This window comes from Candidatus Spyradosoma sp. SGI.093 (genome assembly GCF_050314555.1).
In the GTDB taxonomy this organism is placed as follows: Bacteria; Verrucomicrobiota; Verrucomicrobiia; order Opitutales; family UBA953; genus Spyradosoma.
Genome location: NZ_JBNPNH010000006.1, coordinates 20,824 through 41,503 on the forward strand (window position 1 = coordinate 20,824; position 20,680 = coordinate 41,503).

16 protein-coding genes are annotated in these 20,680 nt (G+C 61.7%); 11 read left to right on the forward strand and 5 right to left on the reverse strand.

Annotated elements, in window-relative coordinates; genetic code table 11:
• Positions 1 to 168: 168 nt before the first annotated feature.
• The 7 genes from ACQREB_RS06660 to ACQREB_RS06690 all read left to right on the forward strand — a co-directional run bounded on the left by ACQREB_RS06660 (position 169) and on the right by ACQREB_RS06690 (position 8,134).
• Positions 169 to 963, forward strand: coding sequence for a PEP-CTERM sorting domain-containing protein (locus ACQREB_RS06660; RefSeq protein ID WP_427766821.1), 795 nt, complete (start codon positions 169 to 171; stop codon positions 961 to 963).
• Between the two features lie 213 nt (positions 964 to 1,176).
• Positions 1,177 to 1,491 carry a hypothetical protein gene (locus ACQREB_RS06665; RefSeq protein WP_427766823.1) on the forward strand — a complete coding sequence of 105 codons (315 nt, stop codon included), beginning with the start codon at positions 1,177 to 1,179 and terminating at the stop codon, positions 1,489 to 1,491.
• A gap of 48 nt (positions 1,492 to 1,539) precedes the next feature.
• Positions 1,540 to 2,457, forward strand: coding sequence for an ABC transporter permease (locus ACQREB_RS06670; RefSeq protein ID WP_427766826.1), 918 nt, complete (start codon positions 1,540 to 1,542; stop codon positions 2,455 to 2,457).
• 53 nt (positions 2,458 to 2,510) lie between these two features.
• The gene (locus ACQREB_RS06675) at positions 2,511 to 3,290 is read left to right on the forward strand and encodes an SDR family NAD(P)-dependent oxidoreductase (RefSeq protein WP_427766829.1); all 780 of its coding nucleotides are present in this window, start codon (positions 2,511 to 2,513) and stop codon (positions 3,288 to 3,290) included.
• 138 nt (positions 3,291 to 3,428) lie between these two features.
• Entirely contained in the window at positions 3,429 to 4,631 is a 1,203-nt protein-coding gene (sucC, locus tag ACQREB_RS06680; protein ID WP_427766832.1) for an ADP-forming succinate--CoA ligase subunit beta, read from the forward strand.
• A 24-nt stretch (positions 4,632 to 4,655) separates the two neighbouring features.
• Positions 4,656 to 5,549, forward strand: coding sequence for a succinate--CoA ligase subunit alpha (gene sucD / locus ACQREB_RS06685; protein ID WP_427766834.1), 894 nt, complete (start codon positions 4,656 to 4,658; stop codon positions 5,547 to 5,549).
• Between the two features lie 476 nt (positions 5,550 to 6,025).
• On the forward strand, positions 6,026 to 8,134 hold the full coding sequence (locus ACQREB_RS06690) for a sodium:solute symporter family transporter (RefSeq protein ID WP_427766836.1): 2,109 nt from the start codon (positions 6,026 to 6,028) through the stop codon (positions 8,132 to 8,134).
• A gap of 111 nt (positions 8,135 to 8,245) precedes the next feature.
• On the opposite strand, the gene prmC is transcribed toward ACQREB_RS06690, so the two are convergent.
• Together prmC and ACQREB_RS06700 are read right to left on the reverse strand one after the other, a co-directional pair.
• Positions 8,246 to 9,112 (reverse strand): peptide chain release factor N(5)-glutamine methyltransferase, encoded by an 867-nt coding sequence (gene prmC, locus ACQREB_RS06695; RefSeq protein WP_427766839.1) that lies wholly within the window; start codon positions 9,110 to 9,112, stop codon positions 8,246 to 8,248.
• A 72-nt stretch (positions 9,113 to 9,184) separates the two neighbouring features.
• Positions 9,185 to 9,505 carry an ArsR/SmtB family transcription factor gene (locus ACQREB_RS06700; RefSeq protein WP_427766841.1) on the reverse strand — a complete coding sequence of 107 codons (321 nt, stop codon included), beginning with the start codon at positions 9,503 to 9,505 and terminating at the stop codon, positions 9,185 to 9,187.
• A 239-nt stretch (positions 9,506 to 9,744) separates the two neighbouring features.
• Between ACQREB_RS06700 and ACQREB_RS06705 the strand changes: the two genes are divergently transcribed.
• The 3 genes from ACQREB_RS06705 (at position 9,745) to ACQREB_RS06715 (ending at position 15,478) form a co-directional block, all read left to right on the forward strand.
• Positions 9,745 to 11,952, forward strand: a complete 2,208-nt coding sequence (locus ACQREB_RS06705) for an anaerobic ribonucleoside triphosphate reductase (RefSeq protein WP_427766844.1) — start codon at positions 9,745 to 9,747, stop codon at positions 11,950 to 11,952.
• A 110-nt stretch (positions 11,953 to 12,062) separates the two neighbouring features.
• On the forward strand, positions 12,063 to 12,566 hold the full coding sequence (nrdG, locus tag ACQREB_RS06710) for an anaerobic ribonucleoside-triphosphate reductase activating protein (RefSeq protein WP_427767018.1): 504 nt from the start codon (positions 12,063 to 12,065) through the stop codon (positions 12,564 to 12,566).
• 443 nt (positions 12,567 to 13,009) lie between these two features.
• On the forward strand, positions 13,010 to 15,478 hold the full coding sequence (locus tag ACQREB_RS06715; RefSeq protein ID WP_427766846.1) for an autotransporter-associated beta strand repeat-containing protein: 2,469 nt from the start codon (positions 13,010 to 13,012) through the stop codon (positions 15,476 to 15,478).
• 656 nt (positions 15,479 to 16,134) lie between these two features.
• On the opposite strand, the gene ACQREB_RS06720 is transcribed toward ACQREB_RS06715, so the two are convergent.
• The 3 genes from ACQREB_RS06720 to priA form a co-directional block, all read right to left on the reverse strand.
• A complete protein-coding gene (locus tag ACQREB_RS06720; protein WP_427766849.1) occupies positions 16,135 to 16,911 on the reverse strand; it encodes a hypothetical protein in 777 nt (258 codons plus the stop codon).
• Positions 16,912 to 16,979: 68 nt separating this feature from the next.
• Entirely contained in the window at positions 16,980 to 17,540 is a 561-nt protein-coding gene (locus tag ACQREB_RS06725; RefSeq protein WP_427766851.1) for an OmpA family protein, read from the reverse strand.
• A gap of 77 nt (positions 17,541 to 17,617) precedes the next feature.
• Positions 17,618 to 19,906: a replication restart helicase PriA gene (priA, locus tag ACQREB_RS06730; protein ID WP_427766854.1), complete on the reverse strand. Its 2,289-nt coding sequence runs from the start codon at positions 19,904 to 19,906 to the stop codon at positions 17,618 to 17,620.
• A 106-nt stretch (positions 19,907 to 20,012) separates the two neighbouring features.
• Here priA and ACQREB_RS06735 point away from each other — a divergent pair, with 106 nt between their 5' ends.
• Positions 20,013 to 20,636, forward strand: coding sequence for a hypothetical protein (locus ACQREB_RS06735; protein ID WP_427766856.1), 624 nt, complete (start codon positions 20,013 to 20,015; stop codon positions 20,634 to 20,636).
• Positions 20,637 to 20,680 lie beyond the last annotated feature (44 nt).

The window sequence follows — 20,680 nt, forward strand, 5'->3', positions numbered from 1 at the left end:
TTGATTCTTCTTTAATTGTTATTGAAATTCTTGCGTTTATGCGGATTCGGCGTCGTCTTGCACCGGTATTTTAAACCGAGGATGATAATGCGCAAGAATCGAGTCGACTTTGGCGGGAATCGTTCCCGCCGGACTCCGTTCTTTTTTAACCTATAAAACTACATCAGAATGAACAAACATCTTACAGTCGCCGCCCTTCTCGTCGCGGGTGCGGCTCTCGCCAACGCGGCGACCGATTTGCGGTATCATAAATCTGCTGCAGCGACGCCAGGTCTCCTCGACGTCAGTAGCTACGGCTACTTTTGGAATTTATGGGATGATACCTTAAAGACTCGCCCGTCTGGGCCTGACTCAAATGGCTTAAACAACGCATGGGCAGGCGTGCCTAAAACAGCCGATACAACTAAGGATTCCGAGGGGAGCGTCTACAAGGCGCTCACGACGGTCGGAAATACGGATTACAACTTGATCTTTTCGCAAGCCGACGCAGTTTCTCTTTCCGTGAACACCGCTGTTTACTTCGATTCTTTCGATGTGGCGTCATCCGTTCCCTCGTCGTTTACATTGGATTTTGGGACGTCCGGTTCAATTACGGCAAAAAGTAAATTGAATTTTGGCACGAAAGTAAAAGAAGAGGGCGGAAGCATCAACATTGTGGCTTCCGGAATTGCCGCCGGCGCGGAGCGCCTTCTGCTCTCAACGGAAAATCAGAATGGAATTTGGAACTTGACCGATGCCAATAGCGTTATGTTGAGGGTCGACGGATATGACACGTTAGGGTTGGTGTCGGAAGGAACGACGCTTTCAGCCGGGCAGGCGGCGTTGGTTTATAAGAATAAGGGACTTTACCTCGTTTCCGGCATCCCCGAGCCGTCGGCGTTCGGGCTGTTGGCGGGCTTGGGCGCGCTGGCGCTCGCGGCGTCGCGTCGTCGTCGCAAAAAAAGCCTGACGCGCAGAGCTTGAAGCGACTTCATCGCGTTCCCGCGTTTCGTTTCGCGGGAACGCTTTTTTTTGCGCGCGTTCGCCGCGTCGTCGAGCTTCGTCTTCGCGGGAACGCTTTCGGGGCGACGGCGTTCCCGCCGCTTTGCGGAGATTTTCTCCGCGTCGGTCCTTTCAGCTTTTGCGCTTCTGAAATTCGCTCGCGGGAACGCCGAAAACGGTGTATTTTTCGCCGCCATGAAAAAACGTCTTTCGATTTTTGCGCTTCTCTGCGCCGTCGCTCTCTGCGGGAACGGGTGCACCTATTTCATGCTGTGGAAAATTTCGTCGCACGAGCATGACGAGACTGCCGCCGACCGCGAGATGCGCGCGCTCGAGGAAGACCGCGCGCTGCGGATGCAGAACGACGCGAACTACACGGACCAGCAGATCAACGCCGTGAACGCGCGTTCGTCCGTCGGCACGCGTCGTTCGACGACGTCGCGCCCGCTCTCAATCGAAGAGCTGCGCGAACAGCAGGAGCGCGAGCGCGAGGCGCGCAGAAAGCGCTGATTCCGCGTTCCCGCGGGGCGTTCCCGCGTTTTTCGAGATTCGCAAAAAATGTTCCGTTTCGTTCTGAGGCGCCTGCTTGAGGCCGTTCCCGTGCTTTTCGTGGTGGCGACGGCGACGTTTTTTCTCGCGCGCTTCGCGCCGGGCGGGCCTTTCGACGAGGCGCGTCCGCTCCCGCCCGAGGTCAAGGCGCAGATGGACGCGCATTACGGTCTGGACAAGCCTCTCGGCGTGCAGTACGTGCGGTTTCTCGGCAATCTCGCGCGCGGCGATTTCGGGCCTTCCTACAAGTATCACGGCTGGAGCGTGAACGAGCTGATCGCGGACCGCGTTCCCGCGTCGCTCGCGCTCGGCGGCGGGGCGCTGGCGATCGCGCTCGCGCTGGGGATTCCGCTGGGCTGCGTCGCTTCGATAAAGCCGGACTCGTGGCTGGACCGGCTGCCGACGGGCATCGCGACGCTCGGCATCTGTCTGCCGACCTTCGTCATCGGTCCGTTGCTGGTGCTGATTTTTTCGGTTTGGCTGGGCTGGTTCAACGCGTCGGGGTGGAACGTTCCCTCGGATTTCGTGCTGCCTTCGCTGACGTTGGGGCTCGTTTACGCGGCGCCGGTCGCGCGGCTGATGCGCGCGTCGATGCTTGAAGTGCGCGGCGCCGACTACATGAAGACGGCTCGCGCGAAGGGGCTCTCGCCGCTGCGCGTTTATTTCGTGCACGGGCTGCGCAACGCGCTGATTCCCGTGGTCTCCTACGTCGCGCCGACGGCGGCGGGGCTGATTTCCGGTTCGTTCGTCGTGGAATCGATGTTCAACGTTCCCGGGCTCGGTCAGTTTTTCGTCAAGGCGGCGTTCAACCGCGACTTCACGATGATCGTCGGCACGGTGATGTTTTACGCGGTCGTTCTCGTCGGGCTGAACCTGCTGGGCGAAATCGTGCTCGCGAAGCTCAATCCGCGCGTGCGGCTCGACTGAGCGCCCTCAAGCTCCATCAACCTTTAACCTTTAATCTTTCCTCCCTTCCCGTCATGAAAGCCCTGATCACCGGAGCGAGCGGCGGCATCGGCCGCGAGATCGCGAGAGTTTTGGCGGAGCGCGGCTGCGCGCTCATTTTGTGTTCCCGCGACGAAGCGGCGCTGAACGCCGTCGCGGCGGAGCTCGCGCGCGTTCCCGTGCGCACGATCGCGCTCGACCTTTCCGTCGAGGAAAACTGCCGCAGGCTGCACGCGATGACGCGCGACGAGGGCGTGGACGTGCTCGTCAACAACGCCGGTTTCGGCGTCTTCGGCGCCTTCGACGAGACGGACTTGGACGCGGAGCTCAACCTGATCGACCTGAACGTGCGCGCCGTGCACGTGCTGACGAAGCTCTTCCTGCGCGATTTCATCGCGCGCGGGAACGCCGCCGCGCCGTGCCGCATTCTGAACGTGTCGTCGATGGCGGGATTCTTCGCGGGACCGCTTTTCGCGTCCTACTACGCTTCGAAGAACTACGTGACGCGCCTTTCCGAAGGCGTCGCGGAGGAGCTGCGGCGGAAACGCGCGAACGTGACGATTTCGCTCTTGTGCCCGGGTCCGGTCCCGACGGGCTTCGGCGCGCGCGCGGGCGTCTCCTTCGGGCTCGCGGGAACGCCGGCGCGCGCCGTCGCGGAAGCCGCCGTGCGCGGCATGCTCGCGGGCAGACTCTACGTCGTTCCGGGTTTTTCCAACAAAATCCTGCGTTTCCTCGGCGCGCTGTTTTCGTCGCGCTTCGCCGCCCGAATCGTCTATCGCCTCCAAAGCTCGAAGACTCTCGCGCGGCGGAAGTGAGAAATTCTTTTCCGCCGCGTCCGTTTTTCCTCTTGCAAGAAAGGGGGCGCGGGGGGAGAATGTCGGAACGAGCTCGTTTCAGCGGCCGACGGACATGCCGTTCCCGGAGCTCCGATTTTCAAAACAATCCAAAAAATCATGAACATCCACGAATACCAAGCGAAGCAGCTCTTTGCGGAATTCGGAATTCCCGTTCCCGCCGGCGTTGCTTGTCAGAAAGAAGAAGAATTCGCCGCCGCGATCGATCAGATTCCGGGCGGCGTGTACGTCGTCAAGTCGCAGATTCATGCGGGCGGGCGCGGCAAAGGCACGTTCAAGGACGGCTACCAGGGCGGCGTCAAGGTGACGAAGAGCAAGGAAGAAGCGCTCGCCGCCGCGAAGGCGATGCTGGGCAACACGCTCGTCACGAAGCAGACCGGTCCCGCGGGCCGCGTCGTGCGCACGATTTATTTCAATGAGGCCTCCTCGATCAAGCACGAATACTATCTCGCGATTCTGCTCGACCGCACGTGCTCGAAGCCGGTCGTGATCGCCTCCACGGAAGGCGGCATGAACATCGAGGAAGTCGCCGAAAAGACGCCGGAAAAGATCGCCAAGGTCTGGATCGATCCCGCGATCGGCATGCGCGCCTATCAGGCGGGCGAGCTCGCGTTCGCGCTCGGTTTCGAGGGCGAAGAGGCGAAGCAGTTCAAGAAGCTCGTGATGAACCTCTACAAGCTCTACGCGGCGAAGGACTGCTCGCTCGTCGAAATCAACCCGATGGTCTCCACGAACGACGGCAAGGTCATCGCGCTCGACGCGAAGGTTTCGTTCGACGACAACGCGCTGTTCCGCCACCCGGAAGTCGAAGCGCTGCGCGACATCACGGAGGAGGACCCGAAGGAAGTCGAAGCCCGCAAGTACGACCTGAACTACATCGCGCTCGACGGCTCGATCGCGTGCCTCGTCAACGGCGCCGGTCTCGCCATGTCCACGATGGACATCATCAAGCACTGCGGCGGCTCTCCCGCGAACTTCCTCGACGTCGGCGGCTCCGCCACGGTCGAGCAGGTCACGGCGGCGTTCCGCATCATTTCGCAGGACCCGAACGTGAAGGGCATTCTCGTCAACATCTTCGGCGGGATCATGAGCTGCCTCACGATCGCGGAAGGCGTCGTCGAAGCGACGAAGGCGGTCGGCATCAAGGTGCCGCTGATCGTGCGCCTCGAAGGCAACCAGGTCGAGGAAGGCAAGAAGGTTCTCGCCGAAAGCGGCCTGAAGATCACGCCGGCGGACAGCCTTTTCGACGGCGCGCAGAAGGCCGTCGCGGAAGTCAACGCGTACGTCGCGGCGAACAAATAATTTCAAAAGAGAAAGTTTCAGACCATGAGTATTCTCGTCAACAAAGACACGCGCGTCGTCGGGCAGGGCATCACCGGCAAGGCGGGCTCCAAGCACGCGCTCAACAACATCCGCTACGGCACGAACTACGTCGCCGCGGTCACGCCGGGCAAGGGCGGACAGAAGTTTGACGCCGACGGCAAAACGATTCCCGTGCTCAACACGGTGCGCGAGGCCGTCGAAAAGGAAGGCGCGAACACGTCCGTCATTTTCGTTCCGCCGCCCTTCGCCGCGGAAGGCATCATGGAAGCGATCGACGCGGGCATCAAGACCATCGTCTGCATCACGGAAGGCATTCCGGTGCGCGACATGGCGCTCGTGAAGGAAAAGCTGCGCCAGGCTCCGGACGTCCGCCTCATCGGGCCGAACTGCCCGGGCATCATGACGCCGGGCGAGTGCAACATCGGCATCATGCCGGGCTACATCGCGCGCCCGGGCCGCGTCGGCATCCTTTCCCGCTCGGGAACGCTGACCTACGAAGGCATGTACCAGATCACCCAGGCGGGCTACGGTCAGTCCACCTGCGTCGGCATCGGCGGCGACCCGATTCAGGGCCTCACGCACCTCGACGTGGTGAAGCTCTTCAATGAAGACCCGGACACGGACGCGATTCTGATGATCGGCGAAATCGGCGGCACCGCCGAAATCGAAGCCGCCGAATACATCAAGGCGAACGTGAAGAAGCCGGTCGCGGCGTTCATCGCGGGCCGCACGGCGCCTCCCGGCCGCCGCATGGGCCACGCCGGCGCGGTCGTCGGCGGCAAGGGCACCTCGGCGGAAGACAAGGTGCGCGCGCTCGAAGCCGCGGGCATCGCGGTCGCGAAGACGCCTTCGCACCTCGCCGAAGCGCTGTTCTCCGTCTGGAACCCGAAGGCCTGAAGCCCCGAGCCTCAACGCCTGAAAGAAGAGCGTTCCCGCGATCCGTTCGCGGGAACGCTTTTTTTGCGCGGAGGAAACCGCAAAGGTAACGGAAGTTTTGTTTCGGGGAAGCTTCGCGCCAGCCCTCCGCGGGAACGTGAAAACGAACAGGGATTTCGGGGATTTCAAGGGATTTGATTCAGGTTTCGTAAGGTTGCGCTCGCGGCGTTCCGTTCCCCTGTTTCTAAAAAAGCTTAAAGCTTAAAGGGGCGTTTGTGCGGGCGGTTTCCGAGGACGCGGCGGGAAGAATCGCTTTCCTCGAAAGAAACTTCCATCGACTTCTGAGCTTCCGGTAAAAATCTGAATTCGTGCTTGCTCCGGGGCGGGAACGGCTTACACTTTCCCACCTTTAAATCACTCGGAAATCGTTACCCAAATTCCTTATGTATACCATGTCATTATTGGCGCAGGCGGCAGCTGCCGCTTCAGAAAATCCAATGAGCATGCTCGACGCCGTCCTTTTCTGTCTGGCGGTCGTCGGCGTCATCGGCCTTGGCATCTACAAGGCCCGCCCGAAGAAAGTCGAGGGCGAAGCGAAGAAGGACACCAGCGCGGCGGATTACTTTCTCGCCGGGCGCGGTCTGTCCTGGTGGCTGGTCGGCTTCTCGCTGATCGCGGCGAACATTTCGACGGAGCAGTTCGTCGGCATGTCCGGGCAGGCGGCGGACTGGCTGGGGCTCGCGATCGCGGGCTATGAATGGCTCGCGGCGATCGTGTTGGTCATCGTCGCGTTCTTCTTCCTGCCGAAACTGCTGCGCTGCGGCGTGTACACGATTCCGGAATTTCTGGAAACGCGCTACAATCTCGGCTCGCGCACGATCATGGCGATTTCGACGCTGCTGATTCTCGTCGGCGTGCCGACGGCGGGCGTCATCTTCGCGGGCGCGAAGTGCATCGCGGTGTTCTTCTTCGGCGCGACGGGCGTCACGGGCGTCGACTTCAACACGGTCGCGGACGGCGCGCTCACGCTCGGCAGCCTCGTGGACGGGAACATTCTCGTCGGCTGCGTCATCATCGCGTTCTGCGCGGCGGTTTACGTCTTCGTGGGCGGGCTGAAGGCCTGCGCGTGGACGGACCTCATTTGGGGCTCGGCGCTGATTCTCGGCGGCGGCGTCATCGCGTATTTGGCGATCACGGCGCTCGGGAACGCGGATCCGAATCACCTGATCCAGTCCGCGGCGGCGAATTCCGGCGCGACGGTCGAAGGCCTGCAGAACGCGGGCGGGATTGAACGCTTCCTGCAGCTCAACGCGGGCGAAGCCGCTTCCGGCATGAACTCCATCGGCGGCAAGCTGCACATGATCCGTCCGGCGGACGACCCGTCGATCCCGTGGACGGCGCTGCTGCTCGGTCTGTGGATTCCGAATTTCTTCTACTGGGGGCTGAACCAGTACATCATGCAGCGCACGCTCGCGTCGAAGTCCGTCGCCGAAGGGCAGATGGGCATCGTGTTCGCGGCGTTCCTGAAGCTGCTGATCCCGTTCGTCGTCGTCATTCCCGGCATTCTCGCCTACAACCTTTACCGCGACGACCTCAAGTCCTCCGCGGACGAAAAGAACGCCGCGGCGATCCAGGTCGTGGAAAATTCCGCCGACGCGGACAAGACGGTTTATTTCGTGACCGGCGAATACCTGCTCCAGAACAGCGACAAGGGCATCGCGCTCCTTGAAAAGAACATCGTCGCCTACAACAAGGCGAATCCGGAAGCGCCGCTCACGCAGGAAGTCCTCGACGCCACGATCGTTCCCCACGTGAACGCGCTGCTCGCGGACATCAAGAACCCGGAAACGACGCTCGCGGACCGCATCCCGCTCGCGCAGAAGGTGGCGGACTGGAACGCGGAGACCTTCGTCGCGACCGCTCCCGCGAAGGGGCTGAAGGTTTCGCAGAAGCTCGTCGGCTTCGACTACGACGCGGCGTTCCCGACGCTGATGAAGAAGCTGATGAAGCCGGGCATCACGTGGTTCGTGCTCGCGGCGCTCTTCGGCGCGGTCGTCTCCTCGCTCGCGTCGATGCTCAATTCCGCCTCGACCATCTTCACGATGGACATCTACCACAAGCTGGTTCCCTCGTCTTCGCCGGAATCGCTCGTGAAGGTCGGCAAGATCGGCGTCGTCGTCTGCGTGCTGATCGCGCTCGGTCTCGCGCCGTTCCTGAACAGCCCGATCTTCGGCGGCATCTTCAACTTCATTCAGGAATTCCAGGGCTTCATTTCCCCGGGCGTTCTGTGCGTGTTCCTCTTCGGCTTCTTCGTGCCGAAGTGCCCGCGCGTGTTCGGCTGGCTCGGCATTCTCGTGAACGCGGTGCTCTACGGCGCGCTGAAGCTCTCGGTGCCGGACATGGCGTTCCTGAACCGCATGTCGATCTGCCTCATCGTCTGCATCGTCATCGGCGCGCTGCTCACGGCGTGGAACGCGGCGAAGGGCGGCCAGGCGGTCATCGTTCCCGCGAAGAACGAAGTGCCGCTCGAAGGCTCGGGCAAGGCGAAGGCGTTCGGCGTGTTCGTGATCGTCGCGACCCTCGCGCTCTACACGCTGTTCTGGTAAGAAAGACGAGGAGTCGAAAAGTCGAGGCGCTGAAAAGGCGGTTATTCCTCAACTCTTAGACTCTTAAACTGAAAAAACGTTCCCGTCGGGATTCCGGCGGGAACGTTTTTTTCACCGCGCGAAGAAGAAGCGCGGGCGGTCGGAGAGGTCGGTGCGGGATTCCGTTTCGGAAAAGCCGCATTCGCGGGCGATTTCCGCGAGGCGCGCGTGGTGCGCGACGCCCGTTTCGAGCGCGACGAATCCGCCGGGAGCGAGGCGTTCCCTCGCGCCGCGCAGGATTTTTTCGAGGTCGGCGAGCCCGTCGTTCTCGGCGACGAGCGCGGAAAGCGGCTCGCGTTCGCGCACTTCCGGCTCGGCGCACTCCCATTCCGCGCGCGTGAGGTAGGGCGGGTTGGAGACGATCGCGTCGAACGTTCCCGCGACGTTTTCGAACCAGTCGCTCCGCAGAAATTCGACGTCGGCGGGAACGCCTTTCTTCTCGAAATTGAGCGCGAAATTTTCGCGGGCGAGGGCGAGCGCGTCGGCGGAGACGTCCGCGGCGACGAGGCGCGTTCCCGGGCGTTCGGCGGCGATCGCGAGGGCGATCGCGCCCGTTCCCGTGCCGAGGTCGAGCACGCGCGCGGCGGGTGTTCCCGCGGGGCGCGCGGCGGCGAGCTTTTCGAGCACGAAGCCGACGAGCTCCTCCGTCTCCGGGCGCGGAATGAGCGCGCGCGGATCGCACTTCAGCGTGAGCGTGCGGAAATCCGTTTCGCCGACGACGTACTGCACGGGCTCGCGGCGGGAGCGGCGCACGACGCGTTCCCGCAGCAGGTCGGTTTGCTCCCGCGTGAGCGGGCGTTCGAACTGCAGGTAGAGATCGAGGCGGCGGCAGCCGAGCGTTCCCGCGAAGATGAGCTCGCTCTGCAGGCGCGCGTTCCCGACGCCTTTTTTCGCGAGGAAGTCCGTGCTTTTCTTCAGCAGCTCGAGGAGTGAATTCATGAGCGGAATTTTTACGCGCTTCCGCACTTTTCACGAGCGCAAAAAAACGGGGCGCGCGTTCGAGGCGCCGATTCAGCGGGTCGCCGCGGCCGCCTCGTATTTGCGGCGGAAGCATTCGGCGACGACGAAGGCGATCTCGGTCGAAAGCCAATAGACGACTTGGCGGGCTTCGCGGCGGGAAAGAACGAGATGCGTCGCCTTCATCTTGGAAAGGTGGAGCGACACGACCGGCTGCGGGAGCCTGGTGCGGCGTACGAGCTCGGAAACCGTCAGCTCGCCCTGCAGCCTGAGCTCGTCGATGATGCGGATCCTCTGCGGGTGCCCGAGGGCGCGAAGATCTTCCGCCATTTCCTCGGCGAGGTCGCCGTAGCGCAGTTCATTTTTCGAAATCATGATTCCGTTTATGAATTATTGAGATATTTAAATTTATTTGAAACAGGTATTTTTCGGGCGAAAATCCGTCAAGCGAAAATTTTTTTTTCGCCGCCGAGGCCGCATTTCATCGGGAAGAAAATTTTTCGGGAAAATCGTGCTTGCGGGAGCGCGTTTTCGGGGCAGGATTTCGACTTACTTCACGAAATTTTCGCGGGATTTTCCCCTTACCTTCAAAACACAGCCATCATCCTCATTCCATGATCCTCACAGTCATCAAACGCGACGGCCGCAAGGTCGGCTTTCACACGGACAAGATCATCGCCGCCATTCAGAAGGCGATGCTCGCGACCGATCTCGGCGAAGACATTTCGCTGGCGCAGCAGATCGCGCAGCGCATCGCCTATCAGGGCGACGAGGCGATGTCCGTCGAGGCGATTCAGGATCTCGTGGAAAACGAGCTGATGAAGTCGGAGCGCAAGGACGTCGCCCGCAAATACATCGCCTACCGCGACATGCGCAACGTCGCCCGCAAGGCGAAGACGCGCGACATCTTCCTCGAGATCATCGAGGCGAAGGCGAACGACGTCACGCGCGAGAACGCGAACATGAACGCCGACACGCCCGCGGGCATGATGATGAAGTTCGCGAGCGAGACGACCAAGCCCTTCGTGGACGACTATCTGCTCTCGCCCGAGGTCAAGGAAGCCGTCCGCAAAGGCTACATCCACATTCACGACAAGGACTACTACCCGACGAAGTCGCTCACGTGCGTGCAGCACCCGCTCGACAAGATTCTGAACGGCGGCTTCTTCGCCGGCCACGGCGAGTCCCGCCCCGCCAAGCGCATCGAGACGGCGAGCATTCTCGCCTGCATCTCCATGGAGACCGCGCAGAACGAAATGCACGGCGGGCAGGCGATCCCGGCGTTCGACTTCTATCTCGCGCCGTTCGTCCGCCGCAGCTTCATCGAGGAAATCAAGGTGCTCGAGGCCTATGAGGGTAAGGACTTCTCGCGCCTCTACGACGTCGAGATTCAGGATTATCTGACGAAGCCGCTCAACGCGTTCGAGGGCGAGGCGCGCATCGTCCAGCAGGCGGTCAACCGCACGGTCGAGCGCGTGCACCAGGCGATGGAGGCGTTCGTGCACAACATGAACACGATTCACTCCCGCGGCGGCAATCAGGTCGTCTTCAGCTCAATCAACTACGGCACGGACACGTCGGCGGAAGGCCGCTGCATCATCCGCGAGCTGCTGCTGACGACGGACCGCGGCGTCGGCAACGGCGCGACCGCAATCTTCCCGATTCAGATCTGGAAGAAGAAGCGCGGCGTGAGCTATCTGCCGACCGACCGCAACTACGACCTGTACACGCTCGCGTGCAAGGTCTCCTCTCACCGCTTCTTCCCGAACTTCCTCAACCTCGACGCGCCGTTCAATCAGCACGAAAAGTGGCGCGCCGACGATCCTCAGCGCTACGTTTACGAGACGGCGACGATGGGCTGCCGCACGCGCGTCTTCGAAAACCGCTTCGGCGAAAAGACGTCCGTCGGCCGCGGGAACCTTTCGTTCACGACGGTCAACCTCGTGCGCCTCGCGCTCGAATGCCGCGAGATCGCGAACAAGGACGAGCGCATCACGCGGTTTTTCGAAAAGCTTTCGAGCACGCTGGACGTCGCCGCGAAGCAGCTGCACGAGCGCTTCGAGTTCCAGAAGACCGCGCTCGCGAAGCAGTTCCCGCTGCTGATGTCGTCGCTTTGGGTCGGCTGCAACGCGCTGAAGCCCGACGACACGATCGAGCCCGTCATCAACCAGGGCACGCTGGGCATCGGCTTCATCGGGCTCGCGGAATGCCTCGTCGCGCTCACGGGCAAGCATCACGGCGAAGATCCCGCGTCGCAGGAACTCGGGCTGCGCATCGTCACGTGGATGCGCGACAAGGCGAACGGCTACGCGGATTTCTACAAGCACAATTATTCCGTGCTCGCGACGCCCGCGGAAGGGCTCGCCGGAAAATTCACGCGCGGGGACCGCAAGGCCTTCGGCTCCATTCCCGGCGTCACCGACCGCGACTACTACACGAACTCCAACCACGTTCCCGTGTACTACAAGTGCTCCGCGACGCACAAGGCGAAGATCGAGGCGCCGTATCACGACCTCACGCGCGGCGGCCACATCTTCTACGTCGAGATCGACGGGGACGCGACGCACAATCCCGAGGCGGTCGCCGCCGTCGTCGATCTGATGGACAAATACGACATCGGCTACGCGTCCGTGAACCATTCCCGCAACCGCTGCATGGACTGCGGCGACGAGAACGCGGAAAAGGACTACCACAAGTGCCGCGTCTGCGGGAGCACGCACATCGACCAGATTCAGCGCATCACCGGCTACCTCGTCGGCACGACGTCGCGCTGGAATTCGGGCAAGCTCGCCGAGCTCCGCGACCGCGTCGTCCATGAATAAGCACGGAAAGCGGAAAACGGAAAATCTCCGCCGCCGGCAGACGATTTTCCGTTTTCCGCTTTTCATTTTCCGCTTTTCATTTTCCGCGTTTCGTTTTCCTCATGCCGCACGTGATTCGAGTTCTGCGCATCGTGCCCGACACCGTCGTCGACGGTCCCGGCTTCCGCACGAGCATCTACTGCGCGGGCTGCGCGCACCATTGCGAAGGCTGCCACAATCCGCAGAGCTGGGACTTTTCCGCGGGAACGCCGATGACGCCGCGGGAGATTCTCGACGCCGTGCTCGCCGAGTCTCCGGACTCGAACCTCACCTTCACGGGCGGCGACCCGTTCTACCAGGCGGAAGCCTTCGCCGAACTCGCGGAACTTGCCAAGGCGTACGATCCGAAAAAGACGATCTGGTGCTACACGGGATTCACGTTCGAGGAAATTCTCGCCGACGCCCGCCTGCGCGCGCTGCTCGAAAAAATCGACGTGCTCGTGGACGGGCCGTTCGTGCTTGCCCGGCGCGACGTGACGAACTTCCGTTTCCGCGGCTCGTCGAATCAGCGCCTGATCGACGTTCCCGCCTCGCTCGCCGCGGGCGTTCCCGTCGCCTGGAGCTCCCGCTTCTGATCCCGCGGGAGAGCAGGGGACGGCGCGTCCTCGGAATACTTCCCGCGCGGATTTTTTTAAAGGAAACCGGCTTCCCCGGTTGCGAATACCGGTGCAAGCACAATTTTTGACCACGGAAAAGCACTGAATTTCAACAAAGGTTTAACGCAAAGAACGCAAAGCAGCACAGAGTTTTCAGGAAAGCGAGCCGCTACGCGCCCCGCGTGATGTCGTTTACCCGAGATTCGTGAAAATTCGTGTCAATTCGTGGTCAAAAAACTTTCTTTAACTTCCTTTGACTTTGCGGCCAAAGTCTTCGCGTTCTTTGCGTTGAAGATTAAACTTATATTTGATTGTTTGACAAAACGTGATGAATAAAGGGCTGGAAGGCGTTCCCCCTCGGTATTCGCAACCGGGGTAGGATTGCGGAAAAATTCAACGAAAACCAAAAACATATTCACACAATGAAAACATCAAAATTGCTTATCACTTCGCTCCTCGCCGCCGCCGCGATGGGGGCTGACGCGTTCGCGGACTCGACGCCGCTTCTGCCGGAGCTTACTTCGATTTCCCGAGTAAGCTCATCTTCCAAACCGACCGGCTGGAACGCCGACATCGGGAGCAGCTCCATTTCAGCTACGGTGGTCAATTCTGATTTGACTGCATTGACCGATCTTCAGAACTCTGGGTGGCATTGGGGACTTGGAGGACTTTCAGCTTCAACGGATTATGGTATTTCTAACGACGTTTCGGTCAACACTGGAAACGGCGGATTTACTTTCACGGGGCGCAAGGCTTTCCAAGGAGAATTCGTCTCCGCGACGATTGACGTGTCCTCTCTGCTCGGCGAGGGCGTCGACAGCGGGAAGGTCGAGTTGAACATCTCGTTTGACGCCGCCGGGCAAAGCTCCGCGAGCTTCTCGGTTTGGAGCTGGAATTCGGCGGGCGGCGCGACGGAAATCTACAAAACCATCGGATTTCCCGCGACTGCGCAGACGATTGATTTTTCCAAAAACGTGGTGCTGTCGAGCTCAGACAAGCTCTTCGTCGTCTGGAACGACAACTCCGGCGGCTCGTCCAACACCATCACCAATCTGACGTCCTCCTATGCGGTGTCCACCAATTACGCGACGCTTTATTGGCGCGGAGGCGACGCCACGTGGAGCTCGACTTCCACGACGTGGAACGCGACCAGCTCGGAAACGATCGGCAACGTCGCGGCGACATCGTTTGATGACGTTATTTTCGATTCGTCCGCGACCGTTGCGGTTGATTCCGGAGGCGTCGCGGTGGACACGCTGGCGATTTCTTCGGGAACGGTTTCGTTTTCCGGCGGCGCAGTCGCGGTGAAATCCGGACTTGCGCTGAGCGATGGCACGACGCTTTCCCTCAATGGTACGAGCGTCAATACGGGTTCCGGCACGACGACGATCGGCGCGAACGCTCAGCTCACCGTTTCCGGCGACGGAGCGTTGAACACGACCATTACTTCCGTCGGCTCGAATGCTCAACTGGTGCTCGGCGGCACGGGCGCGAACGCAGTGACGCTGAACGGCGCAATCGGCGCGGGCGCAGCCGTCAACGTCTCTTCGGGTACGCTTTCGGGAACGATTACTTCCGTCGGCTCGAATGCTCAACTGGTGCTCGGCGGCACGGGCGCGAACGCAGTGACGCTGAACGGCGCAATCGGCGCGGGCGCAGCCGTCAATGTTTCTTCGGGAACGCTTTCGGGAACAATTACGTCCATGGGCTTGGGTTCGTCGCTGACGCTTGCGGGAACGGATGCGAACAACAAATCGACCGTTTCCATTTCCGGGGGGAAGAAGCTTTCTGGAAGTCTTACCATCGGCAATGCGACGGTGAACGTTTCCGCTCAAAATGACACGTTCGACTGGGGGAACAATACCAGAGACCAGCTTATCGTCTTGAACGAAGGCGGGACGCTCAATTTCGGAGAGAAAAGGCAGTCGCTCAATTCCAGAGTGAAGTTCACGCTTAAAGGCGGCACAATCATAGGTGCGGGTGATGCCGATGGAGCGATGGACTTTTATAAGGAAAACACTGTCAAGGTTACGGCGGATTCTTCAATCGAAGCGTCGATTCGTTTGCGCTCCGACGGCGGAAGCGGAGATTTGACTTTCGATGTCGATGACGGAGCGACGCTCACGGTTTCCGGCGTCATCAACAAGAAGAAGGATAATAATACCCGAAAGATCGTGAAAACCGGCTACGGGAAGATGATTCTGAGCGGGGATAATTCCAATTACAGCAACGGCGGTTTTTCAATTCAAAAGGGCACCTTGGTCGCGCAGAGCGCGACTGCGCTCGGCTCGGGTGCAATCGCGATCGCGAACGTGGGAACGCTCGAACTCGCCGCCGCGACGGGAACGTTTTCCAACGTGATTTCCGGTGCGGGCGCAATCAAGAAGACGGGCACGGGAACGGTGACGCTCGCGGGCGAGAACATCTACACGGGCAGCACGACAATCGAGCGGGGCGTGCTCGTCGCGGCGCACGCGAGCGCGCTCGGCGCTTCGACGGCGACGACGACGGTCAATTCCGGCGGCGTTCTGAAGATTGCCGTTAACGGCGGGCTGACGGCGGGCACGGTGACGCTCAACCAAGGCGCGCTGCTCGCGATTGATCTGACGGCGTATTCGAACGTCGAGGAAGGAACGGCGCTGACGATTATTTCTTCGAGCGCGATTTCGTTCAATTCGCAGGAATTTTCTTCGGATCTCATGGAGAACACGTTCTTCGACTTGGAGAATTCCAATCTCGGTTCTTGGTCGAGTTATCTGCGCGAATGGTCTTACGACGGCTCGACGCTTTCGTTGACCATGACGATTCCGGAGCCGAGCACGTTCGGGCTGTTGGCGGGGCTCGGGGCGCTCGCGCTCGCGGGAACACGCCGACGCCGGAAGAAAGCTTAAAAAGTTTAGGAGTGGAGGAGTTTAGGAGTTTAAAAGGTAATTACTTTTCAACCTTTTAAATCTTCTCTACTCCTCGACTTTTTCTCATCCATTTTTTTCATAGTGTGTGTTAGTTAGTGTGTGCGTCCCCGGGGAGAAATCCTCGGGGACGTTTTTTTGTGCGCCTTGGGAGCGGAGACGTCCTCGTCTCCGTCGCGGCGGCGCGCGAAAAGGAACAGGGATTTCGGGGATTTTAAGGGATTGGATTCACTCCCGCGGGAACGCGCGCCGCGAGACGTCGGACGCTTCGGGCGGTTGCGCCTTTCAGGCGCGGCGCATGTGCACTCTCTTCCCCAAGCGCGCGTTGCCGCGCGCATGGGGTTACATTTGTTTCGCCCCGTCGGGGCGGTGAAGTTTCCGTTCGCGGTTTTTCGCAGGGCAAGCGGGACGCGTACCCTCCGTTCCCCTGTTTCTTCGTTCCTCTGTGTTAAAGAGCTTAAAGGGGAAGTTTGTGCGGGCGGATTTCGAGGAAGCGGCAGGTAAGCGAAGCGTGGAACCATGTCGCTTCCCCTCTAAAAACTTTTCTTTGACTTCGCGGTTTTTCTTTGCGTTTTCGCGGGAGAAAAATTTCCGTGACCGGCTTGCGTGTTTTCCGCGTCTGAAAAAATCGGGCGCGCTCAGTCGCGTTTCTTGGGCTTGCGGCCGCGGCGTTTCTTCTCGGGCTTGATCGGCATGTCCTCTTCGTCGTCGTCCTCGCCGTCGAAGTCGTCGGCGTCCGCGTCGTCGTCGTCGCCCCAGTTCGCGCCTTCACCGCCTTCGAGATCCTTGTCGTCGATTTCGGCGATGTCCTTGACGGCGGAGAAATCCTCTTCGCTCTTGGCCTTGAGCTTTTCTTCGTTGTCGTCGGTGCCGCTGATTTCGAATCCGTCGGGAACGAACTCGAGAATGTCGATGATTTCGCGGAAGAGGTGCGTGGCGCGGCCTTCCATGAACGCCTGCGTCTGCGCGTCGCGGATCTGCTCTTCGAGTTCGGTCGTGGTGAATTTCTGCTCGAACTCGATCTTGTCGTTCAGATAATTCACGCGCAGCTTGGTGATGTGCGCGAGGAAGTCTGCGTAAACGGAGCTGTTTTCGTCGAGCGTGTCGGGCAGCGCGAAGAGCTCTTCGTCCGTGTCGAAGAAGGTTTCGTTGACGCGGACGAGGCGCGCGGTCTTGTCCGGATTGATTTTCTGAAGCTGGAAAGGAATGAAGGCGTTTTCGACGATGTCGGTCGAGAGCCCGTAGTCGCGCATCCCGTCGAGCAGGTCGAGGATGTAGCTCATCTGTCGCGGATCGATGATGGAGAGCGAGTCGATGTCCCACTGCACGGGAATGCTGAGCTCCTTCACCCACCAGTTCATGTCGTCGCCGAAGCGGATTTCGCACCAGGTCAGTTGAGGCGTGTCGTTTTTCATAGGAAAATTTTTCGTGTCAAAAAAACTCCGGAACGCGAGCGTGCCGGAGTTCGTTTTTCGGGAACGGTTCAGTTCGCGGCGTTGCCGTCCACGACGACGACTTTGCGGTCTTCGCGCACTTCGTCCTTCGTGCCGGCCTGGCGCGCGAACTGCTCGCCCATCGCCTGAATCTGCGCGGACTGCGCGCCGCCGATCTTGTTCAGGTAGGCCTTGACGGCGTTGGCGCGCTTGTCGGAGAGCGCCAGGTTGTAGTCCGCGGTGCCGAAGTAGTCGGAGTAGCCGACGACGTAGATGCCGTTCCCGCGGGTCTTGTCCGCGATCGCGTCGAGCTGCGCGCGCGCGTCGGCGTCCACGGAGAACTTGTCGAAGCCGAAATAAATCGTGCACAGCTTCGCTTCTTCGGGAATGGAGTTGGTCGCGAACCATTCGGCCGCCTTTTCATCGACGGAACGGGCGTCCGCGTCGGTGAGCTGATCGCCGGAAACGTCGTCGGATTCGACGGCGGAAATTTCGTTCTGTCCGCCGAGCGGGGCTTTGCGGGCGTTCGCGCCGTCGGTCGGGCCGCGGCTGGGCGTGCAGCCGACCGCGAGGGCGGCGAGGAGAATGAGTGCGAAATTGACGATTTTCATGATGCGGAAATGAAATGTTAAAGCCCGTTTTCCCGCAAGCGAAAAAGGGGCAGGGCGGGGCGGAAACGCGCGGTCGCTCAGTTCACGTCGGCGGGATCGACGTCGAGGAGGTCGATCACGTCGGCGTCGCGCGGGAACGCCGCGCGCAGACGGGAAATCGCGCCGACGACCGCGGGAACGCGCGCGCAGAAATACCACAGATGAAAGCGGAAGTTGTCCAGAATCTTTTCCGTGGGGCAGGGCGCGGGACCGCGGATTTCGACGAGCCCCGGCGCGTTTTTCTCGAAGAACTCCGTCCACGCCAGCGCCGCCGCCTCGACGCGGTCGCGGTCGGTCCCGCGGAAGACGTGGCGTATGAGGTGGCGCTCCGGCGGGTAGTGGAATTCGCGGCGGCGCTCCAGCTCGTCTTCGAGAAATTCGTCGAACTCGGCGCGCTTCGCGAACTGAATCGGCGGCGCGCTCGGCGTGAAGGTCTGCACGAGCACCTCGCCGTCGAGCTGCCCGCGTCCGGCGCGTCCGGCGACCTGGACGAGCAGCTGAAACGTGCGCTCCGCGGCGCGGAAGTCGGGCACGTGCAGCGAGAGATCCGCGTCGAGAATGCCCGCGAGCGTGACGCGCGGAAAATCCAGCCCCTTCGCGATCATCTGCGTGCCGAGCAGCACGTCGATTTCGCCCGCGCGGAAGCGTTCGAGAATCGAGCGGAACTCGTTCTTTTTCGCCATCGTGTCGGCGTCGAGCCGGACGACGCGCGCTTCCGGGAAACGCTGCGCGAGAATCTCCTCCGCGCGCTGCGTGCCGAAGCCGCGCTTGCGCACGTTTTCGGAGCCGCACGCGGGGCAGCGCGACGGCGCGGATTCCGTGTGGTCGCAGAGGTGGCAGCGCAGCGTGTTGTCCTCGCGGTGAAAGGTGAGCGCGCTCGAACAGTGCGGGCACTCGACGACGTTCCCGCAGTCCGGGCAAATCAGCGCGCGGGAATAGCCGCGACGGTTGAGAAAGAGAATGCACTGCTCGTGCCCGGCGAGGCGCTCGGCGATCGCGTCGAGCATCGGCCGCGAGAACGTCGTCTGCCCCTGCATGTGGAGGATTTCGCGGCGCATGTCGATGACGCGCATCGGCGGGAACGGGCGGTCGTCCACGCGCTTCAGAATGCGGTTCAGCACGTATTTTCCGACGCGCGCGTTGTAGAAGCTTTCCAGCGAAGGCGTCGCCGAACCGAGCACGCAGACGGCGCCGAGCAGGTGCGCGCGATAGACGGCGACGTCGCGCCCGTGGTAGAACGGCGTCTCGCCTTGCTTGAACGAAGGCTCGTGCTCCTCGTCCACGACGATGAGCCGCAGATCGCGCAGCGGCGCGAAGATCGCCGAGCGCGCGCCGACGAGCACGCGGGCGTTCCCGCGCGCCATGTCCATCCACGCGTCGAAGCGTTCGCCCGCGGAAAGATTGCTGTGCCAGACGACGATCCGCGTCCCGCAGTCGGCGAGGCGGGAACGCAGCCGCTCCACCGTCTGCGGCGTCAGCGCGACTTCGGGCACGAGAAAGATCGCGCTCCCGCCGGACGCGAGCGTCTTGCGGATCGCGCCGACGTAAACCTCCGTCTTGCCCGAGCCCGTCACGCCGTGCAGCAGGTGCGCGCGGAATTTTCCCGCGTCGAGGCTGGCGGAAATCGAATCGAGCGCCGCCTGCTGTTCCGCGTTGAGCACGACGTCGCGCCGCGCGGGAACGCCCGCGCCGATGTCCGCGTAGGCGAGCCGCGACACGGGAACGGCGCTCTCCCGCGCGACGCCGGACAGCAGCAGCGCGTTCACGACCGCGGCGGAAAACGGGAGCGTGCCGCGCGGCGCGGCGCCGCGTTCCCGCAGAAATTCGTAGAGCTCCGCCTGCTTTTTCGCTCGCCTCTTCAGCGCCGCGAGCGCGTCCGCGTCGAGCTCGCGCGCAAGCGAAACTGTGCGCTCGAGCACCGGACGCACGCCCTGGCGCACCGCCGCGGGGAGCATCGTGAGCAGCACGGAATTGAGCGGCGCCGCATAGTAGCCGGCGATCCATTCGCAGAGCTTTATCGCGTCGGGCGCGAGCACGGGAATGTCGTAGAGCAGCTCCGAAATCGCGCGGATCTTCTTCGCGAAGGCCGGATCCGGCGCGACGTCGGTCTCCCAGACGAGCCCGAGCGTCGTGCGCGAACCGAGCGGAATCCGCACGAGCGAGCCGAGCGCCGTCCTGCCCGCGAGCTCCGCGGGAACGGCGTAGGCGTAGGCGCGCCCGCCGCCGTCGAAAGGCATCACGCGGACGCAGCGCGGCGCGTCCGCCGCGGGCTTTTCCTTCGCGGGAACGTCTTTCGAAAACGCGTTCGCGGGAAAGAGCTCATCCATGCCCGCGAACGCTAAAAATTTCCCCGCGGAAAGTAAAAATCAAAATCGCCGGAGAAGGCGCCGAAAAATTTTGCCGAAACGGCGGCGAAGGCTCACAATCCGCTTCATGATTGTCCATTGCCCCAAATGCAAGGCGGAATACGACGCCGACCCCGATTATTTCGGAAAAATCTTCCGTTGCCGCTGCGGCGAGGAAGTGTCCGTTCCCGTGCCGCCGACGCCCGCGAAGGCGCCGGCGAAACCCGAGCCCGCGAGAGCTCCGGCTTCCGCGAAACCGGCGTTCACGCCTCGCCCCGCGGCGCCGAAACCCGCCGTCGCCTCCGAAGCCGCGAAACGCGTTCCCGCCGCCAAGACCGCGGGACCCGCTCCCGCGAAACCCGCCGCGAAGCCGGCGACGGCTGAACCCGCGAAGGAAGGCAAGGCGAACGCGCCCGCCGCCGCGAAGACCGAGCCGACCGTCTACGCCGTGTGGGCGAAGGCCGCCTGCGTCGTCGGGATCGTTTTCGAGGTCTTCAACACGCTCGCCTGGATCGGCGTGTTCTGGCTGACGCCGCCGCCGAATCCCGCGCCGCTCGCGCTTGGCGCGTCGTGCGCGGCGGGCATCTTTTTTCTGCTCGCGTGGAGCGTGACGACGGCGCTGATTCTGCTCGGCTTCGCCGCGTTGGCGGCGATTTTCCGCACGGCGGACGCCGCGTGCCGCGCCTCGGGCTCGCGTCCGCTGCTGATGTGAAGGCGCGCGGCGCGGGAACGGAGAACGCGATTTCGAAGGGCGCA